At 64.3% G+C, this 18,380-nt stretch carries 18 protein-coding genes; 12 read left to right on the forward strand and 6 right to left on the reverse strand.

Going from position 1 to position 18,380, the window contains the following annotated elements; genetic code table 11:
• Nucleotides 1-13: 13 nt before the first annotated feature.
• Genes AC1DN9_RS02445 through xylB form a run of 5 tightly spaced genes read left to right on the forward strand, consistent with a single transcriptional unit; the run spans nucleotide 14 to nucleotide 5,704 of the window.
• A complete protein-coding gene (locus tag AC1DN9_RS02445) occupies nucleotides 14-1,048 on the forward strand; it encodes an ABC transporter ATP-binding protein (RefSeq protein ID WP_478096952.1) in 1,035 nt (344 codons plus the stop codon).
• A gap of 9 nt (nucleotides 1,049-1,057) precedes the next feature.
• A complete protein-coding gene (dalD, locus tag AC1DN9_RS02450; RefSeq protein WP_478096954.1) occupies nucleotides 1,058-2,476 on the forward strand; it encodes a D-arabinitol 4-dehydrogenase in 1,419 nt (472 codons plus the stop codon).
• Entirely contained in the window at nucleotides 2,473-3,261 is a 789-nt protein-coding gene (locus AC1DN9_RS02455; protein WP_478096956.1) for an L-iditol 2-dehydrogenase, read from the forward strand. Before dalD ends, AC1DN9_RS02455 begins: the two co-directional genes overlap by 4 nt.
• A 22-nt stretch (nucleotides 3,262-3,283) precedes the next feature.
• Nucleotides 3,284-4,222 carry an AraC family transcriptional regulator gene (locus tag AC1DN9_RS02460; protein ID WP_478096958.1) on the forward strand — a complete coding sequence of 313 codons (939 nt, stop codon included), beginning with the start codon at nucleotides 3,284-3,286 and terminating at the stop codon, nucleotides 4,220-4,222.
• 15 nt (nucleotides 4,223-4,237) lie between these two features.
• Entirely contained in the window at nucleotides 4,238-5,704 is a 1,467-nt protein-coding gene (gene xylB / locus AC1DN9_RS02465; protein ID WP_478096960.1) for a xylulokinase, read from the forward strand.
• A gap of 3 nt (nucleotides 5,705-5,707) precedes the next feature.
• Here xylB and AC1DN9_RS02470 read toward each other — a convergent pair whose 3' ends face one another.
• Together AC1DN9_RS02470 and AC1DN9_RS02475 are read right to left on the reverse strand one after the other, a co-directional pair.
• Nucleotides 5,708-6,280 carry a hypothetical protein gene (locus AC1DN9_RS02470; RefSeq protein WP_478096962.1) on the reverse strand — a complete coding sequence of 191 codons (573 nt, stop codon included), beginning with the start codon at nucleotides 6,278-6,280 and terminating at the stop codon, nucleotides 5,708-5,710.
• Between the two features lie 29 nt (nucleotides 6,281-6,309).
• Nucleotides 6,310-6,528, reverse strand: coding sequence for a hypothetical protein (locus AC1DN9_RS02475; RefSeq protein WP_478096964.1), 219 nt, complete (start codon nucleotides 6,526-6,528; stop codon nucleotides 6,310-6,312).
• A 240-nt stretch (nucleotides 6,529-6,768) separates the two neighbouring features.
• Here AC1DN9_RS02475 and AC1DN9_RS02480 point away from each other — a divergent pair, with 240 nt between their 5' ends.
• Nucleotides 6,769-7,173: a hypothetical protein gene (locus tag AC1DN9_RS02480; protein ID WP_478096966.1), complete on the forward strand. Its 405-nt coding sequence runs from the start codon at nucleotides 6,769-6,771 to the stop codon at nucleotides 7,171-7,173.
• 5 nt (nucleotides 7,174-7,178) lie between these two features.
• On the opposite strand, the gene AC1DN9_RS02485 is transcribed toward AC1DN9_RS02480, so the two are convergent.
• The 3 genes from AC1DN9_RS02485 to phbB all read right to left on the reverse strand — a co-directional run bounded on the left by AC1DN9_RS02485 (nucleotide 7,179) and on the right by phbB (nucleotide 11,121).
• Nucleotides 7,179-8,870, reverse strand: a complete 1,692-nt coding sequence (locus AC1DN9_RS02485; protein WP_478096968.1) for a cation:proton antiporter domain-containing protein — start codon at nucleotides 8,868-8,870, stop codon at nucleotides 7,179-7,181.
• Between the two features lie 37 nt (nucleotides 8,871-8,907).
• Nucleotides 8,908-10,248 carry a dicarboxylate/amino acid:cation symporter gene (locus tag AC1DN9_RS02490; protein WP_478096970.1) on the reverse strand — a complete coding sequence of 447 codons (1,341 nt, stop codon included), beginning with the start codon at nucleotides 10,246-10,248 and terminating at the stop codon, nucleotides 8,908-8,910.
• A gap of 135 nt (nucleotides 10,249-10,383) precedes the next feature.
• Entirely contained in the window at nucleotides 10,384-11,121 is a 738-nt protein-coding gene (phbB, locus tag AC1DN9_RS02495) for an acetoacetyl-CoA reductase (protein ID WP_478096972.1), read from the reverse strand.
• 133 nt (nucleotides 11,122-11,254) lie between these two features.
• Here phbB and AC1DN9_RS02500 point away from each other — a divergent pair, with 133 nt between their 5' ends.
• The 5 genes from AC1DN9_RS02500 to AC1DN9_RS02520 are packed head-to-tail and all read left to right on the forward strand — an operon-like array spanning nucleotide 11,255 to nucleotide 16,314.
• Complete coding sequence (locus tag AC1DN9_RS02500) at nucleotides 11,255-12,271, forward strand: ABC transporter ATP-binding protein (protein WP_478096973.1); 1,017 nt, start codon at nucleotides 11,255-11,257, stop codon at nucleotides 12,269-12,271.
• Between the two features lie 51 nt (nucleotides 12,272-12,322).
• Nucleotides 12,323-13,627: an ABC transporter substrate-binding protein gene (locus AC1DN9_RS02505; RefSeq protein ID WP_478096975.1), complete on the forward strand. Its 1,305-nt coding sequence runs from the start codon at nucleotides 12,323-12,325 to the stop codon at nucleotides 13,625-13,627.
• A gap of 14 nt (nucleotides 13,628-13,641) precedes the next feature.
• Nucleotides 13,642-14,544 (forward strand): carbohydrate ABC transporter permease, encoded by a 903-nt coding sequence (locus AC1DN9_RS02510; RefSeq protein ID WP_478096977.1) that lies wholly within the window; start codon nucleotides 13,642-13,644, stop codon nucleotides 14,542-14,544.
• A gap of 58 nt (nucleotides 14,545-14,602) precedes the next feature.
• Nucleotides 14,603-15,442, forward strand: a complete 840-nt coding sequence (locus AC1DN9_RS02515; RefSeq protein WP_478096979.1) for a carbohydrate ABC transporter permease — start codon at nucleotides 14,603-14,605, stop codon at nucleotides 15,440-15,442.
• Entirely contained in the window at nucleotides 15,439-16,314 is an 876-nt protein-coding gene (locus AC1DN9_RS02520; RefSeq protein WP_478096981.1) for an endonuclease/exonuclease/phosphatase family protein, read from the forward strand. Before AC1DN9_RS02515 ends, AC1DN9_RS02520 begins: the two co-directional genes overlap by 4 nt.
• A gap of 22 nt (nucleotides 16,315-16,336) precedes the next feature.
• On the opposite strand, the gene AC1DN9_RS02525 is transcribed toward AC1DN9_RS02520, so the two are convergent.
• Nucleotides 16,337-17,338: a tripartite tricarboxylate transporter substrate-binding protein gene (locus tag AC1DN9_RS02525; RefSeq protein ID WP_478096983.1), complete on the reverse strand. Its 1,002-nt coding sequence runs from the start codon at nucleotides 17,336-17,338 to the stop codon at nucleotides 16,337-16,339.
• Between the two features lie 217 nt (nucleotides 17,339-17,555).
• Between AC1DN9_RS02525 and AC1DN9_RS02530 the strand changes: the two genes are divergently transcribed.
• On the forward strand, nucleotides 17,556-18,356 hold the full coding sequence (locus AC1DN9_RS02530) for a hypothetical protein (RefSeq protein ID WP_478096984.1): 801 nt from the start codon (nucleotides 17,556-17,558) through the stop codon (nucleotides 18,354-18,356).
• Nucleotides 18,357-18,380 lie beyond the last annotated feature (24 nt).

Genomic DNA, 18,380 nt, shown 5'->3' on the forward strand with positions numbered 1-18,380 from the left:
CAAGGAAACTCAAATGGCCTACCTCCAACTCGACAACATCCAGAAGAGCTTCGGCGAGACGCATGTCATCAAGGGCGTGAACCTCGAGATCGACAAGGGCGAGTTCATCGTGTTCGTCGGTCCCTCGGGCTGCGGCAAGTCGACGCTGCTGCGCCTGATCGCAGGACTCGAATCGATCACCAGCGGCAAGCTGTTGCTCGACGGCAAGGACATCACGCACACGCCATCGGGCAAGCGCGATCTCGCGATGGTGTTCCAGAGCTACGCGCTCTATCCGCACATGAGCGTGTACGACAACATGTCTTTCGCGCTCAAGCTCGCGAAGGCGGCCAAGGACGTGATCAAGACGAAGGTCGAATACGCCGCGAAGACGCTGAACCTCACGCAATACCTGAACCGAACGCCAAAGGAGCTCTCGGGCGGCCAGCGGCAGCGAGTCGCGATCGGTCGCGCGATCGTGCGGGCGCCCAAGGTGTTTCTCTTCGACGAGCCTCTTTCCAATCTCGATGCGGCCCTGCGCGGCAACACGCGTGTGGAAATCCACAAGTTGCACCGCGCACTCGGCGCGACTAGCATCTATGTGACGCATGACCAGGTCGAGGCCATGACGCTGGCCGACCGCGTCGTCGTGCTGCGCGACGGGCTGATCGAGCAGGTCGGCACGCCGATGGATCTGTACGACCGCCCCGCCAATCAATTTGTCGCTCAGTTCATCGGCATGCCGTCGATGAACATGGTGGAGGCGAAGGCGATACCGAGCTTCTCGGCGCTGACAGGCGGACGGCTGCCGCAGGATGGCTTTCTCGGCGTGCGGCCGGAGGGCCTGCGCGTGCATCACAACGGTCATGGCACTGGCGCGCCGGCTCGCGTGGAGCTCATCGAAGCGCTCGGCGCCGACACATTGATCCACATCGATGTCGGCGGTGTGCCGCTGGTGGCGCGGCAGAACGAGCGCACCGACTTGCAGGCGGGCGATGACGTCAGCGTGGAGTTGGACCCTTCGGTACTTCATTTCTTCAACCGCGAAGGCCGCACCGTCGCTGCGTGAGTTGCCTCCATGACTCAGTCCATCTCGTCCGAATTCGTGGTGCTCCACCTCGGACTCGGCTCATTTCATCGCGCGCACCAGGCGGTGTACCTGCAAGCGCTGATCGACACCGGCGACACGCGCTGGTCACTGGTCGGCGCGAATCTGCGGTCCGACATGGCCGATGTCGAGAACGCGCTGCGCGCGCAGGGCGGACAGTACACGCTCGAAACAGTATCGCCCGCCGGCGAGTACCGCTACCAGCGCATCGCGTCGATCCGCGAAGTGCTGGCCTATGACCCGGACCTTGCCGAGGTCGTCGCGCGTGGCGCTGAAACGCGCACGCGGGTGGTCTCGTTCACCGTGACCGAGGCCGGCTACTACCTCGATCCGCACGACCGGCTCGATTTCGCTTCGGCCGATCTCGCGGCGGACCTGGAACGCGCGCGCAAAAGCCAGGCCGGAACCACCATCTACGGCGCGGTCTGCGCGATCCTGCGTGCGCGCCGCGCCGCCAACGCAGGCCCGGTGACGCTGCTCAATTGCGACAACCTCCGCCACAACGGCGAGCGCTTCCGCAAGGGACTGCTGGAATTCATCGAGCGCGCCGGCGAAACTGATCTGCTCGAATGGGTGCGCACGCAGACGAGCTGCCCGAACGCAATGGTCGACCGCATCACGCCCCGACCGCCACCCGAATTGCGCCAGCGCGTGCTGCAAGCCACTGGCTGGGATGACGCTGCGCCGGTGACCGGCGAAAGCTTCATACAGTGGGTGATCGAAGACGACTTCGTGAATGGGCGGCCCGATTGGGGACGCGTCGGCGTGCAGTTGGTTGATTCGGTCTCGCCCTACGAAGAAGCGAAGATCCGCATCCTCAACGCGAGCCATAGCTGCATCGCCTGGGCCGGAACGCTGGTGGGCCTGCAGTACATCCACGAAGGCACGCACAACGCGGCGATCCGGCGCATGGCATTTGACTACGTGACGGACGATGTCATCCCCTGCCTGAACGCGCCCGGGAAACCGAGTCCGGTCGACCTGCCGGCGTACCGCGACGTAGTACTCGATCGCTTCGGCAATCCCGCGATCCGCGACACCAACCAACGCGTGGCAATGGACGGCTTCTCGAAGATCCCCGGCTTCATTGCACCCACGGTGCGCGAGCGCCTGGGGCGCGGGGAGTCCATCGACAGCGTTGCGATGCTGCCCGCCCTCTTCCTGGCGTTCCTGCAACGCTGGCACGCGAAGACACTGCCCTACGTCTACCAGGACCAGGGCATGGACGAAGCCGCGGCGCACGCGATCTGCGAAGCGGCCGATCCCATTGCCGCTGTGTGCGCGGACCGCACCTTGTGGGCCGATGCGGCGGGCGATGCGCGGTTGGTCGAAGCCATGCGCAAGGCAAACGCACGCGTTCAAGCATTCATCCAGGGAGCCGGGAAATGACAGGTCGCCTCGCGCAACGCCATGTGCTGATCACGGGTGCCGGTGGCGGCATCGGGCTGGCGATTGCCGAAGCCTGTCTTGCCGCGGGCGCGAACTGCACCTTGGCCGACCGGTCGACGCAGCCTTCCGATGGCGTGGCGTTGCTTCGGCGACAGCACCCGAAAGCGCTGGCCTACGTGGAAGTCGACGTGACCGACATGCCCTCCGTGGGCGGCATGCTGTACGCGGCGCAGGCAGCGCACGGGCCGATCCACACGCTCGTCAACAATGCCGCGCTCTTCGACATGGCACCACTGCTGCAAAGCGACGAGGCTTCGTTCGACCGCCTCTTCGCCGTCAACGTCAAGGGCATGTTCTTCGTGATGCAGCGCGTACTTCAGCACATGGTCGACGCCGGCGTGCAAGGCGGCTCGGTGATCAACATGGCCTCGCAGGCCGGTCGGCGGGGCGAGGCGCTCGTGTCGCACTACTGCGCGACCAAGGCGGCGGTCATCAGCTACACGCAGAGCGCGGCGCTGGCCATGGCGCCGCACGGCATTCGCGTCAATGCGATTTCGCCGGGCGTGGTCGACACGCCGATGTGGACCCATGTCGATTCGCTCTTTGCGAAATACCAGGACCTCCAGCCGGGCGAAAAGAAGCGCCAGGTCGGGCTCGAAGTCCCTCTCGGGCGCATGGGAAGACCGGCCGACATCGCCTGCGCCGCCGTATTCCTGGCGAGCGACGAGGCCCGCTACATCACGGCGCAAACGCTCAACGTCGACGGTGGTAATGTCATGAGTTGAGGTTCATGAGAAGGTCCGTTCCATGACATCGGCGCGTCAACGTCATCTGCCCCGCCATCGAGAACCCGAACTCGAGCGCGACATCACGCGCTCGCCGTCCCTGGGCTACGAAGCGCCGGAAGAAACCGGGCTCGTGCGTTGCCTTGCGCACGGTTTCCCGAGTCCGCTGGTGCGCTGGCATTTCCACGAAGAGTACGAGCTCCACCTCATCACCGAGACGTCCGGCCGCGCCTTCGTGGGCGACTGGATCGGCCCGTTCCAGCCCGGCCACCTCGTGCTGTGCGGGCCGCGGCTGCCGCACAACTGGATATCGCTCGATGCGCCCGAGGGTGGCGTCGCCGGGCGGGATCTCGTGATCCAGTTCCGCCACGATCCGATCGAGCGAGCGGCGGCGGAGATCCCGGAGCTGCGCGAGACGCTCCAGTTGCTGGAACGCGCACGGCACGGCATCGAGTTCTTCGGCCTTGCCGACCGCGCCCTGGCCCACTGGGATGCGGTGAAAGCAGCACATGGCCTGCAGCGCCTCTCGCGCTTCCTCGAATACCTCGACGACCTCGTCCATTGCACGGACTACCGGCTGCTTTCCAATGTGCAGATGCAGGGCGTGGAAGGTGATGTCGAGGTCGACCAGATCAACGTCATCGTCAACCGCATCACGTCCAATCTGGCGGAGCCCATCGTGATGGCCGACATTGCCAACGAGCTCGGCATGAGCGAAAGCCGATTCAGCCGATTCTTCAAGCGCTCCACCGGCAACAGCTTCACCGACTTCGTGAACCGCGTGCGGATCAACAGCGCCTGCCACCTGCTCATGCAGACCGACCACTACGTGACCGACATCTGCTATCAGGTGGGCTTCAACAATGTCGCGAACTTCAACCGGCGCTTCCTGGAAATCAAGGGCATGACGCCGACCGAGTTCCGGCGCCAGAGCGACAGCCGCTTCGGCAGTCTTGCCTGAAGTGAAGGAACTGCCGTGTACCTCGGACTCGACCTCGGCACGTCGGAGTTGAAGGCGCTGCTGCTGGGCGCGGACCATCGCATCGTCGCGCTGGCCCGCGCGCCGCTGACCGTGAGCCGGCCCGCGCCACTGTGGTCGGAGCAGGCGCCCAAGCAGTGGTGGGAAGCGCTCGAGACAGTCTTGGCGGCGCTGCATCGAAGCAATGCCGACGCGCTGGCCGCTGTCCGCGCCATCGGGCTTTCCGGCCAGATGCACGGCGCCGTGGCGATCGACGCCGTGGGCGAGGTGCTGCGGCCCGCCATCCTCTGGAACGATGGTCGCAGCGCCGCACAGTGCGAAGCTCTCATGGCGCGCGTGCCACGCCTCACCGCCATCGCGGGCAATCTTGCGATGCCGGGCTTCACTGCCCCCAAGCTGCTGTGGATGCGCGAGCACGAGCCGGAATTGTTCAAGCGAACCGACTGCGTGCTGCTGCCGAAGGACTGGCTGCGCTTCATGCTGAGCGGCACGCGCGCCAGCGACATGTCCGACGCGTCAGGCACGCTCTGGCTCGATGTGGCCGCACGTGACTGGTCGGACGAACTGCTCGCCGCCTGCGGGCTCGATCGCCAGCACATGCCAGCCCTTGTCGAAGGCAGCGCCATCGCCGGCCGACTCAGGCCCGAACTGGCCGCGCGATGGGGCCTCGCCGCGGACATACCGATCGCCGGCGGCGGTGGCGACAACGCGGCCAGCGCGGTGGGGATGGGCCTGGTGGAGGCCGGCCAAGGTTTCGTCTCCCTGGGCACATCGGGTGTCATCTTCGTGTGTGGGGACCGATTCGCGCCCGATCCATCGCGCGCCGTACACGCCTTCTGCCACGCCCTGCCGGGACGCTGGCATCAGATGTCGGTCATGTTGTCGGCATCGAGCGCCATGACCTGGGGCGCCCGCAGTTTCGGTCTGGGCAACGAGGCCGCCCTTCTGGCAGCCGCTGCGACGCTGAATGCCGATGCGCGCAGGCACGCGCCCTTCTTTCTCCCCTATCTCTCCGGCGAGCGCTCGCCGCATAACGATGCTCACGCGCAAGGCGTGCTCTTCGGCCTGACGCACGCGCACGGACCTGCCGAGGTCGCCTATGCGGTGGTGGAAGGCGTGAGCTTCGGACTTCGGGACGGCCTGGACACCCTCGCGAAGCCGGCCGGCGATCTGGTGCTTGTCGGGGGCGGCGCGCGGAGCGCGTGGTGGTCGCAGTTGCTGGCCGACATCCTCGAGGTATCGCTCGCGGTGTGCGAAGGCGGGGAGGCCGGCGGTGCGATGGGCGCTGCGCGGCTGGCCTGGCTGGCGAATGGGGGTGCTGAAGCTGAAGTCTGCACACGCCCGCCGGTACGGCAGCGCTTTGCGCCGACTCCATCCAACGCCGGCATGCTGACCGCCCGCCATGCGCGCTTCAAGGCGCTGTATGCGGCCCTGCGACCGAGCTTTGCGTTGCTGAGCAGTTAGCGCTCAGTGATTGCCGAGTTGCCCCAAGGAAGTCCGCAGACCCGCGTAGTCGGTCGGACCGCTGCTCTCCGGCGGGTTGCCGGTGGCAGATAACCACGCGGCGATGCTCGGCAACCGTCGCTCGAAATATTGATGCAATTGCGGCCAGTTGCCGGCATCGGTGTGGCCTTCGGTCATCTCGAGCGCTTCCACGGCGATGGTGCGCAGGCTGCTCACCATGGCCAGCGAACGCCCGTCCAGCATCTGCAGGGTCACTTCGCGCCCTTGCGAGAGAACCTCCTGAAGGATGCGTCGATGCACGGTGTAGTCGGCCCAGCTGCGCTTGCCGCAGGCATCGCTCAACTCGCGGAAAACCCAGTGCATGTGGCTCGCGAAGATGGCGGCGACCTGCCCGGCCTGCCGCAGACTCTGCTTCGATGCCGTCACCTGCAGCCGGACCGCCCAGAGGATGGCAGCCAGCACACCCAGCGTCTGCACCCACGCGGCGAATTCCGCCGAAGTCATCGGTCGGTAGAACCAGCCTGCGGCAAGCAGCACCACAACGCCCGCAGCAATGGCCGCTCCCAGTTTCCGCATGGTTTCCCCAGATTCGACGGCCGCCCCGGTCAGGTCCGCGGGCCGTCCTTGCCAAACATTTTTCGGATCGCCGCCACGCCCGCGACCAAGGCATTGGAGTAGGTGACGTACGGGTCGGTCGCCGCTTCGATCGGCAGATAAGAGAAGGCCTCTTCCACCGCGCTGTCCGTCGCCTCCATCAACACCCAATAGAACTCGCCTTCTTCGAGTTCTTGGACGGTCAGAGCGATATTTCGCAATTGCGACATGGGGTTAGCGGCGGGTATCGAGGTAAGCGGTGATCCTATTCAACCGGGTCGACAAAGCCTAACCACAATATCACGAAACGTCACAAATGTGACCATTAGTATGAATTCTGGCAATCCCCAACAACCTCGATGGACGGCTCCCGGCGGGTGTTTGCTGGCGCGCCACCAATCTTTCCCTACAGCACTTGACCATTGCGCAGCCTAAGCTCACTGTTCGTCCATCCACCCTCAGGAGGAGACATGAAGCATTTCACCCTTACCTCCCACATGACCGCGGTCGTTGGCGGAGCGTTCTACCCCAGGGGTCATTCAGTGGTGATGTTTCCGGACGCAGCCGACGCAAGCCGGGTCGGCCACCAGCTCATCGAGAACGGCTTCAGCGGCGACGAGGTCTATTTGATCCCGCCGCACATCGTCCTGGAACAGATCACGCCCACGGTGCACGACTCGGACAGTCCACTCCCCTCCGCAGGCACCGATGCCGCGACGGTGAGGGCCTACACCAAGCTGGCGCGCGAAGGTCACACGGCGCTGCTCGTCCGCACCCAGGACGAAGCCACGGCGAACCGACTCATGGTGCTTGTGAGAGAAGTGCCCTATTCGATCGCCCAGCGCTACCGGACGCTCGTGATCGAAGACCTCTGAAGAACTCAGGCGCTCGCGGCATGCGACAGCACTTCCCGCGCCATCGCCTGGGCAAGCTCGTGCTCGCCGATAAATACAGTGGCTGAGGCCTCCTTCACGAGCAGGCTGGCCTCGTCTTCGTTGTGGCTGCGGATCACGGTCTCGATGGCCGGATTGAGGGTTCGCGCCGCTTCGATCATCTGTCGCACATTGATCGCGTCGGCCGTGGCCACGACCAGGACACGTGCCCGCGCGATGTGCGCCTGGATCAGCACCCCCGGATCGGCGGCGTCGCCCCAGACGGCTGCAATGCCCTGGTCACGCAGCTTCTCGACGAGTTCGCGATTCTGCTCGGCCACGACGAAAGGAACGTCGTGCGCCGCGAGCGCCGCGGCAATGCGCCGGCCCACGCGCCCGTAGCCGACCAACACAACCTGCCGTGACAAGTAGCGCGCCGCCGTAGTCGTCGGCAACTCGGCCAACGGGTCATCGCGGGCTTCCAGCCCGCGCGCTACGGACGAATGGGCATGCAGCCATTTCTGCAGCGGCGCGATCAGGGTGAACCACAGCGGATTGGTCGCGATGGAGATCAGCGCGCCGGCGAGCAGCAGGCTCTGGCCCTCGGGCGGCAGGAGCCCCAGTCGTGCACCCAGCGCAGCCAGAATGAATGAGAACTCGCCGATCTGCGCCAGGCTCGCGCTCACCGTGAGCGCCGTGCCCAGGGGATAACGAAGCAGCAGCACCAGCGCACATGCCGCCACCGACTTGCCCACCACGATCACCAGTACTACAGCGAGCACCTGGAGAGGACGCTCGATCAGCACGGCCGGATCGAACAGCATGCCGACCGAGACGAAGAACAGCACCGCAAAGGCATCCCGCAACGGGAGCGACTCCTCGGCCGCCCGGTGGCTGAACTCCGACTCGCGCATCACCATCCCCGCGAAGAAAGCGCCCAACGCGAACGAGACGCCGAACAGCGAGGCCGATGCAAACGCGATGCCGACCGCGGCCGCGACCACGCAGAGCGTGAACAACTCGCGCGAGCCGGTTCGGGTGACCTGCCACAGGAGCCAGGGAAAGACTCTTCGCCCCACCACCAGCATCAGCGCGACGAATCCACCGACCTGCAGCAGCGTGAGGCCCAGCGTCTGCCAGATCGGCAACTCCTGGGCGCCCGCATCCACGCCGCCCATCGCGCCCGCCAGCGGTGGCAGCAGCACCAGCACGAGCACCATCGCGAGGTCTTCCACCACCAGCCACCCCACAGCGATCCGGCCGGTGAACGAATCGAGGAAGCCGAGGTTTTCGAGCGCGCGCAGCAGGACCACCGTGCTGGCGACCGAAAGCGCCAGGCCGAACACCAACGCACCACCCGGACTCCAGCCCCACCACGTGGCCAGCGTGCCGCCGAGCAACGTCGCCACGGCCATCTGGACCAGGGCGCCGGGCAGCGCGATCTTCCGAACCGCGAGCAGGTCGTCGAGCGAGAAATGCAGGCCCACACCGAACATGAGCAGCATGACGCCGATCTCGGCGAGCTGCGCGGCGATGCCGGCATCGGCGACGAAGCCGGGCGTGAACGGGCCGATGATCACGCCCGCCAGCAAGTAGCCCACCAAGGCCGGCAGCCGCAAGCGCGCTGCCAGAAAGCCGAGCAGCAACGCCAGGCCCAGGCCTGCCGCGACGGTATTGATCAGTGAAACGCTATGGGGCATCGCCTTGCATTCTGCAAGAACGATGCCCCTGGCCGACTCAAGTAGCCACCTTTCCCGTACGGGCTGTGACCAGTTCTTCCGGTTCCTGTGCTTCGATCCAGGTCTCGTTGTTCAGGCCGGCCTGCAGCCTCGCCATGTCGAGTTCGTCCGTCCACTTGGCAACCACGAGGGTCGCGACGCCGTTGCCGATCAGGTTGGTGAGCGCTCTCGCCTCGGACATGAAGCGGTCGATGCCCAGGATCAACGCCAGCCCGGCTACCGGCACATGCCCAACCGCCGACAGCGTGGCCGCCAGCACGATGAAGCCGCTGCCGGTGACGCCGGCCGCTCCTTTCGAGGTCAGCAGCAGGACGGCCAGCAAGGTGATCTCCTGCATGAGGGTCATCGGTGTGTTGGTGGCCTGCGCGATGAACACCGCCGCCATCGTGAGGTAGATCGAAGTGCCGTCGAGATTGAAGGAATACCCCGTCGGGATCACCAGGCCGACGGTCGTCTTGTTCGCGCCGAGGTTCTCCATCTTCTCCATCATCCGCGGCAGCACCGATTCGGACGACGAAGTGCCGAGCACGATCAGCAGTTCTTCCTTGATGTACTTGATGAACTTCCAGATGCTGAAGCCGTGGAAGCGCGCGATCGTGCCGAGCACCACGAAGATGAACAGCAGGCAGGTCAGATAGAAAGTGCCCATCAGCTTGCCGAGCTGGAACAACGAGCCGATGCCGTATTTGCCGATGGTGAAGGCCATCGCGCCGAAGGCCCCGATGGGCGCCAGCTTCATGATGTAGCCGATGATCACGAAGAGCACGTGCGAGCCCTTCTCGATCACGTCAAATACCAGGGTGCCGCGGCCCCCGAAGCGGTGCAGCGCGAAGCCGAAAAGCACTGCGATCAGCAGCACCTGAAGGATCTCGCCCTTGGCGAACGCATCGACCACGGTGTTGGGAATGATGTGCATCAGGAAGTCGACCGTGCCTTCCATCTTGCCGGGGCCGGTGTAGGCCGCGAGCGCCCGCGTGTCGAGCGACGCCGGATCGACGTTCATTCCCGCCCCGGGCTTGATCAAGTTGACCAACAGCAGGCCGACCAAGAGCGCGATGCTGCTCACGATCTCGAAATACAGGAGCGCGAGGCCACCGGTCTTGCCGACCTTCTTCATGTCTTCCATGCCGGCGATGCCGAGCACGACCGTGCAGAAGATGATGGGCGCAATCATCATCTTGATGAGCTTGATGAAGGCATCGCCCAGCGGCTTCATCGTTTCGCCCACCGAGGGATAGAAGTGCCCGAGGAGCACGCCGATGATCACGGCGGTGATCACCTGCGCATAGAGGGATTTGTAGATCGGCGGCTTCGCTTTCGCCGGTGCGGCTGGACTCATTGTGGGTCTCCTTGCTGTTGGCCGTTATGAATGAGAGACGGGAACAGGTGTGACTTTAGCCGCGAAAGATGATGCCGCCCAAAATGAAAAACCCGCCGGGGCGGGTCTTCTTCGAGGCTTCGGCGCGAGTCGACCTCAATGCATGTGCAATCCGCCGTTGACCGAAAAGTCGGCCCCCGTGGAGTACCCGCCTTCATCGGTCGCGAGCCACGCGATGATCGACGCGATCTCGCTCGGCTCGCCCAGGCGCTTGACCGGGATGGTGGCGACGATCTTGTCCAGCACTTCCTGGCGGATCGCCTTGACCATGTCCGTGCCGATGTAGCCCGGGCTCACGGTATTGACCGTCACGCCCTTGTTGGCGAGTTCCTGCGCCAGCGCCATCGTGAAGCCGTGCATGCCGGCCTTGGCAGCCGAGTAGTTGGTCTGGCCGGCCTGGCCCTTGGCGCCATTGACCGAACTGATGTTGATGATGCGGCCCCAGCCCTTTTCGACCATGTCGCCCACCACCTGCTTGGTGACGTTGAACATGCTGTTGAGGTTGGTCTCGATCACCGAACTCCAGTCCTCGGGGGTCATCTTCAGGAACATGCGGTCGCGGGTGATACCCGCGTTGTTGACCAGGACGTCGATGCTGCCGTGCTCGGCCTTGGCTTTGGTGAAGGCCTCGACCGTGGACTGCCAATCGCCGACGTTGCCGACCGACGCGTGGAAATCGAAGCCTTCGGCCTTCTGTTCCCCGAGCCACTTGGCGTAGTCCCTGGTGGGGCCGCAGCCCGCGATGACGGTGAAACCGTCCTTGTGAAGGCGCTGGCAAATGGCCGTTCCAATGCCTCCCATGCCTCCGGTGACGTATGCGACTTTTTTGCTCATAAGAGTGTTCCTTGATGTGTGCAAGCCTGGACAGGCGAGATCACTGTAGCGAAGTTTCTCACCAACTTTCGATCAGGAAAACACTGAGCCTTCTTTGCAACCGGGTGTCACAAGCGATCCATATACTGATTCGATGTCCTCCATCGCGTTGATCGACATCGCCAAATCCTGGGGCGAGAGCACTGCCCTGCATGCGGTCAATCTAAATATCCAGCCCGGCTCATTTTGCGTCCTGCTCGGTCCGTCGGGTTGCGGCAAGTCAACGACCCTGCGGATTGTTGCCGGGCTCGAGACCGCGACCGGCGGACGGGTGCTGATCGACGGCCACGACGTCACCGCCCTGCCGCCCGCTCGGCGCGGGATCGCCATGGTGTTCCAGAACTACGCGCTCTTTCCGCACATGAGCGTCGCCGACAACATCACCTTTGGACTCTCCGTCCGCAAGACGCCGCCCGCCAGGCGCGCGGAACGGTTGAAGCACGCCGCCGAACTGCTCGGCCTGGGCGGGCTGCTCGACCGCAAGCCTTCGCAACTCTCGGGCGGCCAGCAACAGCGCGTGGCGCTCGGCCGCGCGTTGGTGGCGCAGGCCAAGGTGTGCCTGATGGACGAGCCTCTGTCCAACCTCGACGCCCAACTGCGTCAGGACATGCGCCGCGAACTGCGCGACCTGCAACGGCAACTCGGCCTTACGGTCATCTACGTCACCCACGACCAGGCCGAGGCGATGAGCATGGCCGACCAGGTCGTGCTGCTCAACCGGGGCCGCGTCGAACAGGCCGGCGCGCCGCGCGACCTCTATGCGCAACCGGCGACCACGTTCTCGGCCCGCTTCATCGGCACGCCGCCGATGAACCTCGTTGCGCTGCAAGCCGGACGCATCGCGGGCAGCGACACGGACACCGGCCTGCATGCGGCGACGCTCGGCGTGCGGCCCGAAGCCATCGCGCTCGACCCGCAGGGCATCGCCGCCACCGTGCAAAGCGTGGAATACCTGGGCGCCGACCTGGTCTTGCACTGCCTGATCGGGACCGAGACGCTGCTGGTGCGCACGGACGGGCGGCATCACGCCGAGCCGGGCGACCGCGTCGGCCTGCGCTGGGCGAGCGAGGACGCCCACGGCTTCGACACCGCCGGCCGGCGAATCGATTGAATGATTGAACGATTGAACGACTGACCCTTACTTCCAAGGAAAAAGAAGACCATGCAACGCAAGACTTTCATCAAGACGCTCGCAGCCCCCTTCCTGGCGGCCGGCGGCCTTTTCGCGGGCGCGTCGGGTCTGCTGCACGCGCAGACGCCGGTGGAACTCCAGTTCTACTACCCCGTCGCCGTGGGCGGCCCGATCGCCAAGACCATCGACGGCTTCGCGGCCGGCTTCATGAAGGAAAACCCCGGCGTGAAGGTCTCGCCGATCTACGCGGGCACCTACCAGGAAACCATCGTCAAAGCCCTGACGGCGCACAAGTCCGGCACGCCGCCGGTGACCTCGGTGCTGCTGTCCACGGACATGTTCACGCTGATCGACGAAGACGCGATCATTCCCTTCGACGACTTCGTGAAGACGGCCGACGACAAGGCTTGGCTCGGCGGCTTCTACAAGGCTTTCATGATGAACAGCCAGACCGGCGGCAAGACCTGGGGAATTCCGTTCCAGCGCTCGACCGTCGTGATGTACTGGAACAAGGAGGCGTTCAAGGAGGCCGGCCTCGACCCCAACAAGCCGCCGACGAACTGGGCCGAACTCAAGGACGCCGCGGCCAAGCTGACGAAGAAGGATGCGAGCGGCAAGGTCACGCAATGGGGCGTGCAGATTCCGTCGAGCGGCTTCCCGTACTGGCTGTTCCAGACCCTGACGACGCCGAACGACACGATCCTCGCCAACGAGGCCGGTACGGCAGTCAGGTTCGACGACCCGAAGGTCGTCGAAGCCTTGCAGTACTGGGTCGACCTCGGCAAGGCCGGCGTCCACCCGCCCGGCGTGGTCGAGTGGGGCACGACGCCCAAGGACTTCTTCGAGAAGAAGGCCGCGATCATCTTCACGACCACCGGCAACCTGACCAACATCAAGGCCAATGCCAAGTTCGATTTCGGCGTCGGCATGATCCCGGGCAACCGGCGCAAGGGTTCGCCGACTGGCGGCGGCAACTTCTACATTTTCAAGAAGTCGACGCCCGCGCAGCAAGAGGCGGCCTTCAAGTTCATCAAGTGGATCACCCAGCCCGAGCGCGCCGCGCAGTGGAGCATGGACACGGGCTACGTCGCCGTCTCGCCGGCTGCCTACGAAACCGACACGCTGAAGAAATACGGGCGCGATTTCCCGGCTGCGCTGGTGGCGCGCGACCAGTTGCCGGTGTCCGTTGCCGAGTTCTCCACGCATGACAACCAGCGCGTGACCAAGGCGCTCAACGACGGTCTCCAGGCCGCGCTGACCGGCACCAAGACACCGGCGCAAGCCATGCAGGACGCACAGCGCGAGGCCGACCGCATCCTTCGCTCGTTCAAGTAAGGACTGGCGCGAGGATGGCTCGTCACAGCATCGCCGCCGGACGCACCGCATCGCGCAACGCCATCCACGCGTGGTTGCTGCTGCTGCCCGCATTGGTGCTGCTTGTCGCCTTCACGCACTGGCCGGCCGTCTCGACGCTGATCGACAGCTTCTTTTCCACGCCCAAGGGCAAGCGCCCGGGCGTGTGGGTCGGCCTCGAGAACTACGCGGTGATGACCAGCGACCCGGTCTTCTGGAAGGCCGTGCGCAACAACCTCTGGTTCGCGGGGGCGACCATTCCGCTGTCGATCGGGCTCGCGCTCGTCATGGCGCTGTGGGTCAACGAACGCATCGCAGGCCGCGCCTTCCTGCGCATGGCCTACTTCACGCCGACGGTGCTGCCGATGATTGCGGTGGCCAACATCTGGCTCTTCTTCTATACGCCGCAATACGGCCTGCTCGAACAGATCACCGGCGCGCTCGGCCTGCCTTCGCACAACTGGCTGGGAAGCCCTTCGACTGCACTTGGCGCAGTGACGCTCGTAGCCATCTGGAAGGAAGCCGGCTTCTTCATGATCTTCTACCTGGCCGCGCTGCAGTCGCTCAATCCGAGCCTGCGTGAGGCCGCAGCCATCGAAGGTGCATCGCGCTGGTACTTCTTCCGCCGCGTGCAGTGGCCGCTGCTCATGCCAACCACGCTGTTCGTGCTGGTCAATGCCTTCATCAACGCATTCCGGATGGTCGACCACCTTTTCGTGCTCACGCGCGGCGGGCCGGACAACGCGTCGATCCTGCTGCTCTATCACCTGTACGAGGTCGGGTTCAGCTTCTGGGATACGGCGTACGCGTCGGCGATCACGGTCGTGCTGGTGGTGGTGCTCGCGGGCATAGCGCTCCTCCAGTTCTTCGTGCTGGACAAGAAGGTTCACTACCAATGAGCGCCGCCCGGCCGCCCGAAGGCGCTCGCACCGCAGTGCGCAGCACGGAGGTTAGCTTATGAGCGCGGCCGTTCCCGCACAACGGCTGGCCTTCAACGAGCCGACCTGGCTCGACACGGTGGCGGCCTGGCTATTGGCGCTGCTGTGGATATTGCCGCTCGCCTACGCGGTATGGACGGCCTTTCATCCCGCTGAATATTCGACGCGCTTCGCACTGGCCGCGCCGCTCACGCTCGACAACTTCCGCCGCGCCTGGGAAGCCGCCCCCTTCGCTCGCTACTTCCTCAACACCACGCTGCTGGTCGCGATGGTGCTCGTTGTGCAACTGGTGCTGGGCACGCTGGCCGCCTATGCCTTCGCGCGCTACGAATTCAAGGGCCGCGGCATCGCCTTCGCACTCGTGCTGGTGCAGTTGATGATCATGCCGGACATCCTGGTGGTCGAGAACTACAAGACCATGGCACGACTCGGCCTCGTCGACACCCTGGTCGCGATCGGACTGCCCTACTTCGCCTCCGCCTTCGCGATCTTCTTGTTGCGGCAGACTTTCATGGGCATTCCGAAGGAACTCGACGAAGCCGCGCGCGTGGAAGGCGCAAGCGCGATGCAGACGCTGTGGCGCGTCTACGTGCCGCTCGCGAAGCCCGTCTACACCGCCTTCGCGCTGGTGTCGATCAGCTTTCACTGGAACAACTTCCTCTGGCCGCTGATCATCACGAACAGCGTCAACGCGCGACCATTGACGGTGGGGTTGCAGGTGTTCTCGTCGGTCGACCAGGGCGTCGACTGGTCGGTCATCACCGCGGCGACATTGATGACATCGGCGCCGTTGCTGATCGCGTTCCTGCTCTTTCAGCGACAGTTCGTCCAGAGCTTCATGAGGGCTGGCATCAAATGAAACTGGTGACCTGGAATACCCAATGGTGCTGCGGCCTCGACGGGGTCGTGAGTCCACGACGCATCGTCGACGGCGCACGCGCCATGGGCGACTTCGACGTGCTGTGCCTTCAGGAGATCGCATCCGGATTCGACGAGATGCCAGGCCGGCCGGGCGACCAACCGGCCGAATTCCAGGCGCTGCTTCCGGATTTCCAGGTCTTCTTCGGCGCGGCCGTGGACGAGTTCGACGACAAGGGCAGACGCCAGCGATTCGGCAACCTGATCGCGACCCGTCTGCCGGTTTCTCGCGTGCAGCACCACCCCTTGCCTTGGCCGGCGGACCCGAGTGTGACGAGCATGCCGCGCATGTGCACCGTCGTCACGCTGACCAGCCCCGAATTGGGCGCGCTGCGCGTGATGACCACGCACCTGGAGTATTACTCGGCGGCGCAGCGTCTCGCCCAGGCCCGCGCCGTGCGTGACCTGCACCTGCAAGCCTGCGAGCAGGCGGCGACGCCGCCGGTCGCCGATCCGCTCGGCTCGCCTTTCCAGCCCAAGCTGCACACGCCGCAGGCCATCCTTTGCGGTGACTTCAACATGGTGGCTTCCGACCCTGCCTATGAGGCCCTCCAGGAGCCCTTCACGGATCCCGCGCTACCCGCGGGCGGCACGCCCGACAAACGCCTCCAGGATGCCTGGCCACTGGCCCGTCCCGATCGTCCGCACGACGCGACCTTCCGGCTTTTCGATCGCACCTACGGCTCCGATCCGATCGCCTGCGATTTCGTGTTCGTGAGCAACGCCCTGGCGCCGCGCGTGCGCCGCGTCGAGGTCGATCTGAAGACACAAGCGTCCGACCATCAACCGGTGCTGATCGACCTCTCGGATTGACGGGCCCTGGGGCGAACCCGTGTCATTCGCCTTGAATGCCGGCCTCGCGGATGACCTTGCCCCATTTGGCGACCTCGGCTTCCAAGTGACGATGCAAGGCGTCCGGTGTCACCTTGTCCATCGGCACGATTTCAGAACTCAGGTCGGCGAGGCGCTGCTTGACCATGTCGTCCTGCAGCGCGACACGCAAGGCGGCGTTGAGCTTGTTGATCACGGCAGGCGGCGTGCCCTTGGGCGCGTAGATGCCGTGCCATACGCGCACGTCGAAACCTTTGAGGCCCTGCTCGTCGAGCGTCGGAATGTCGGGCATGCTCGACAGGCGCGTCGGCGTGGTCACGCCGAACACCTTCACGCGATTGCCTTGCTTGATGACGGGCGCGGTCTGCGTGGTCTGGTCGCACAGCAGATCGACCTGCCCGCCCATCAGATCGTTGAGCGCCGGACCGGCGCCCTTGTAGGGCACCGTCGTGAGCTCGACACCGATCTGGCTCGTGAACAACAGGCCGCACAACTGCGACACCGCGCCGACGCCGGCATTGGCGAGGGACACCTTGTCCTTGTTCGCCTTCACGTAGGCGAGCAGTTCCTGGAAGTTGTTGGCCGGAAAGTCCTTGCGCGACAGCAGCGTCATCGGCACGTCCAGGACCTGGCCGACATATTCGAAGTCCTTGAGCGGGTCGTACGCCAGCTTCTTGTACAGCGCCGGCGCGGTCGCCATGCCCATGTGGTGGATGAGGATCGTGTAGCCGTTGGGTGCAGCCCTCGCCACCCGTGCCGGCGCGATGGTGCCGCCCGCGCCGACGGTGTTTTCGACCACGACTGGCTGCCCCAGCGACTTGCCCATCGGGATCGCGAGCATGCGCGCCACGACGTCGGTGGGTCCGCCCGCCGAGTACGGCACGACCATCGTGACGGGCTTTTCGGGCCAGGTAGCCTGCGCGACTGCGGGTGCCTGCAATGCGAGCAGGCAGGTGCCCAGACTCGCAAAGGCAAGGGCCTTCAGACCCGTTGTGATTTTTCTCATGGTGCCTCCTTGTTGATTGGAAATTGGAGCCCGATGGTCATTGCTGAAGCGCGAAGGTGCAATCAGCGTTTGCGGAAGAGGGGCTTCTGTTTTCCCTAACAAGAATGTCAAAAAGCGTGTTCGATACGACACAGTGGCTGACAGAACTCGCCGGAGGCGAGCTATTGCCGAGACGTGCATAGAATGCAAAAAAATTTCTGCGCACAGGGAGGAAAAGGTGATTCAACGCATCGCCATGGGCCACGGCATGGCTGGCCGAAAGCTTCTGTGGAAGCTTCAATCAATGATCAGAGGCGGCCCGCGAACTAAGCGTTTCGCGGCTTCTGTCGACTCGATCAATTCTGACAACTCAAAAAAAACGTCAACGGGCTTGCTGGCTGGCGGTCTTCTCTGTCTGTCGATGGGAATTGCGCTCAGCGCCTGCTCATCCGTGACCAGCACACCCCTTGTTCAATCGGAGGAAAAGATCATGTCCAGTCCACGCCTCGCCGCGGCTCCGCTCCTCGATGCGCCCGAAGTGCTGCGCCGGCTGTTGGCGCTCATCGACACCTTGCACCAGCCGCAGGACCTGACGATTGAACGGGTGGCGCAATTCAGCGGCTTCGCCATGAGACCCTTTTCTGACAAACCCACGAATGACGCATACGAAATATTCCAACCACTCACGGAGACGTGGTGGTACCTGTACATCTTGGGGCCGAATAACGCGACGCATCTTCCTGGTCTGAGCTTGGGGTTCCATGAGATCAAGAAACATGCAAATCAAGACGCACCCATGACAGACATCTGTCAGCTCGACGTGGCGCAGTTCCACGATGCGCTGCTCAACATGGGCTACCGGCATGTTGGCAACACGCGCCGCGAGAGCCCCGCTCGGCAGTCCCAGCGCGGATTGGTCGAAGTGGAGATCGGAGTTGTCGGCGAGAGCAATGAAAGTCTGGAAAAGATTTCGCACGACTGCATCAGCCGACTCTCCATCGGCTTCCTTGAGAAATACATGGATCTGGGGGCGATGTAATGAGTGCCATCAGTCCCCAACTCG

The sequence above is a fragment of the Variovorax sp. 05L425 genome, assembly GCF_056397705.1.

Bases quoted from the DNA above. Each gene is read 5' to 3' on its own strand.
- AC1DN9_RS02445 (WP_478096952.1), top strand. From the start codon at position 14: ATGGCCTACCTCCAACTCGACAACATCCAGAAGAGCTTCGGCGAGACG.
- dalD (WP_478096954.1), top strand. From the start codon at position 1,058: ATGACTCAGTCCATCTCGTCCGAATTCGTGGTGCTCCACCTCGGACTC.
- AC1DN9_RS02455 (WP_478096956.1), top strand. From the start codon at position 2,473: ATGACAGGTCGCCTCGCGCAACGCCATGTGCTGATCACGGGTGCCGGT.
- AC1DN9_RS02460 (WP_478096958.1), top strand. From the start codon at position 3,284: ATGACATCGGCGCGTCAACGTCATCTGCCCCGCCATCGAGAACCCGAA.
- AC1DN9_RS02470 (WP_478096962.1), bottom strand. From the start codon at position 6,280: ATGCGGAAACTGGGAGCGGCCATTGCTGCGGGCGTTGTGGTGCTGCTT.
- AC1DN9_RS02475 (WP_478096964.1), bottom strand. From the start codon at position 6,528: ATGTCGCAATTGCGAAATATCGCTCTGACCGTCCAAGAACTCGAAGAA.
- AC1DN9_RS02480 (WP_478096966.1), top strand. From the start codon at position 6,769: ATGAAGCATTTCACCCTTACCTCCCACATGACCGCGGTCGTTGGCGGA.
- AC1DN9_RS02485 (WP_478096968.1), bottom strand. From the start codon at position 8,870: ATGCCCCATAGCGTTTCACTGATCAATACCGTCGCGGCAGGCCTGGGC.
- AC1DN9_RS02490 (WP_478096970.1), bottom strand. From the start codon at position 10,248: ATGAGTCCAGCCGCACCGGCGAAAGCGAAGCCGCCGATCTACAAATCC.
- phbB (WP_478096972.1), bottom strand. From the start codon at position 11,121: ATGAGCAAAAAAGTCGCATACGTCACCGGAGGCATGGGAGGCATTGGA.
- AC1DN9_RS02500 (WP_478096973.1), top strand. From the start codon at position 11,255: ATGTCCTCCATCGCGTTGATCGACATCGCCAAATCCTGGGGCGAGAGC.
- AC1DN9_RS02505 (WP_478096975.1), top strand. From the start codon at position 12,323: ATGCAACGCAAGACTTTCATCAAGACGCTCGCAGCCCCCTTCCTGGCG.
- AC1DN9_RS02510 (WP_478096977.1), top strand. From the start codon at position 13,642: ATGGCTCGTCACAGCATCGCCGCCGGACGCACCGCATCGCGCAACGCC.
- AC1DN9_RS02515 (WP_478096979.1), top strand. From the start codon at position 14,603: ATGAGCGCGGCCGTTCCCGCACAACGGCTGGCCTTCAACGAGCCGACC.
- AC1DN9_RS02520 (WP_478096981.1), top strand. From the start codon at position 15,439: ATGAAACTGGTGACCTGGAATACCCAATGGTGCTGCGGCCTCGACGGG.
- AC1DN9_RS02525 (WP_478096983.1), bottom strand. From the start codon at position 17,338: ATGAGAAAAATCACAACGGGTCTGAAGGCCCTTGCCTTTGCGAGTCTG.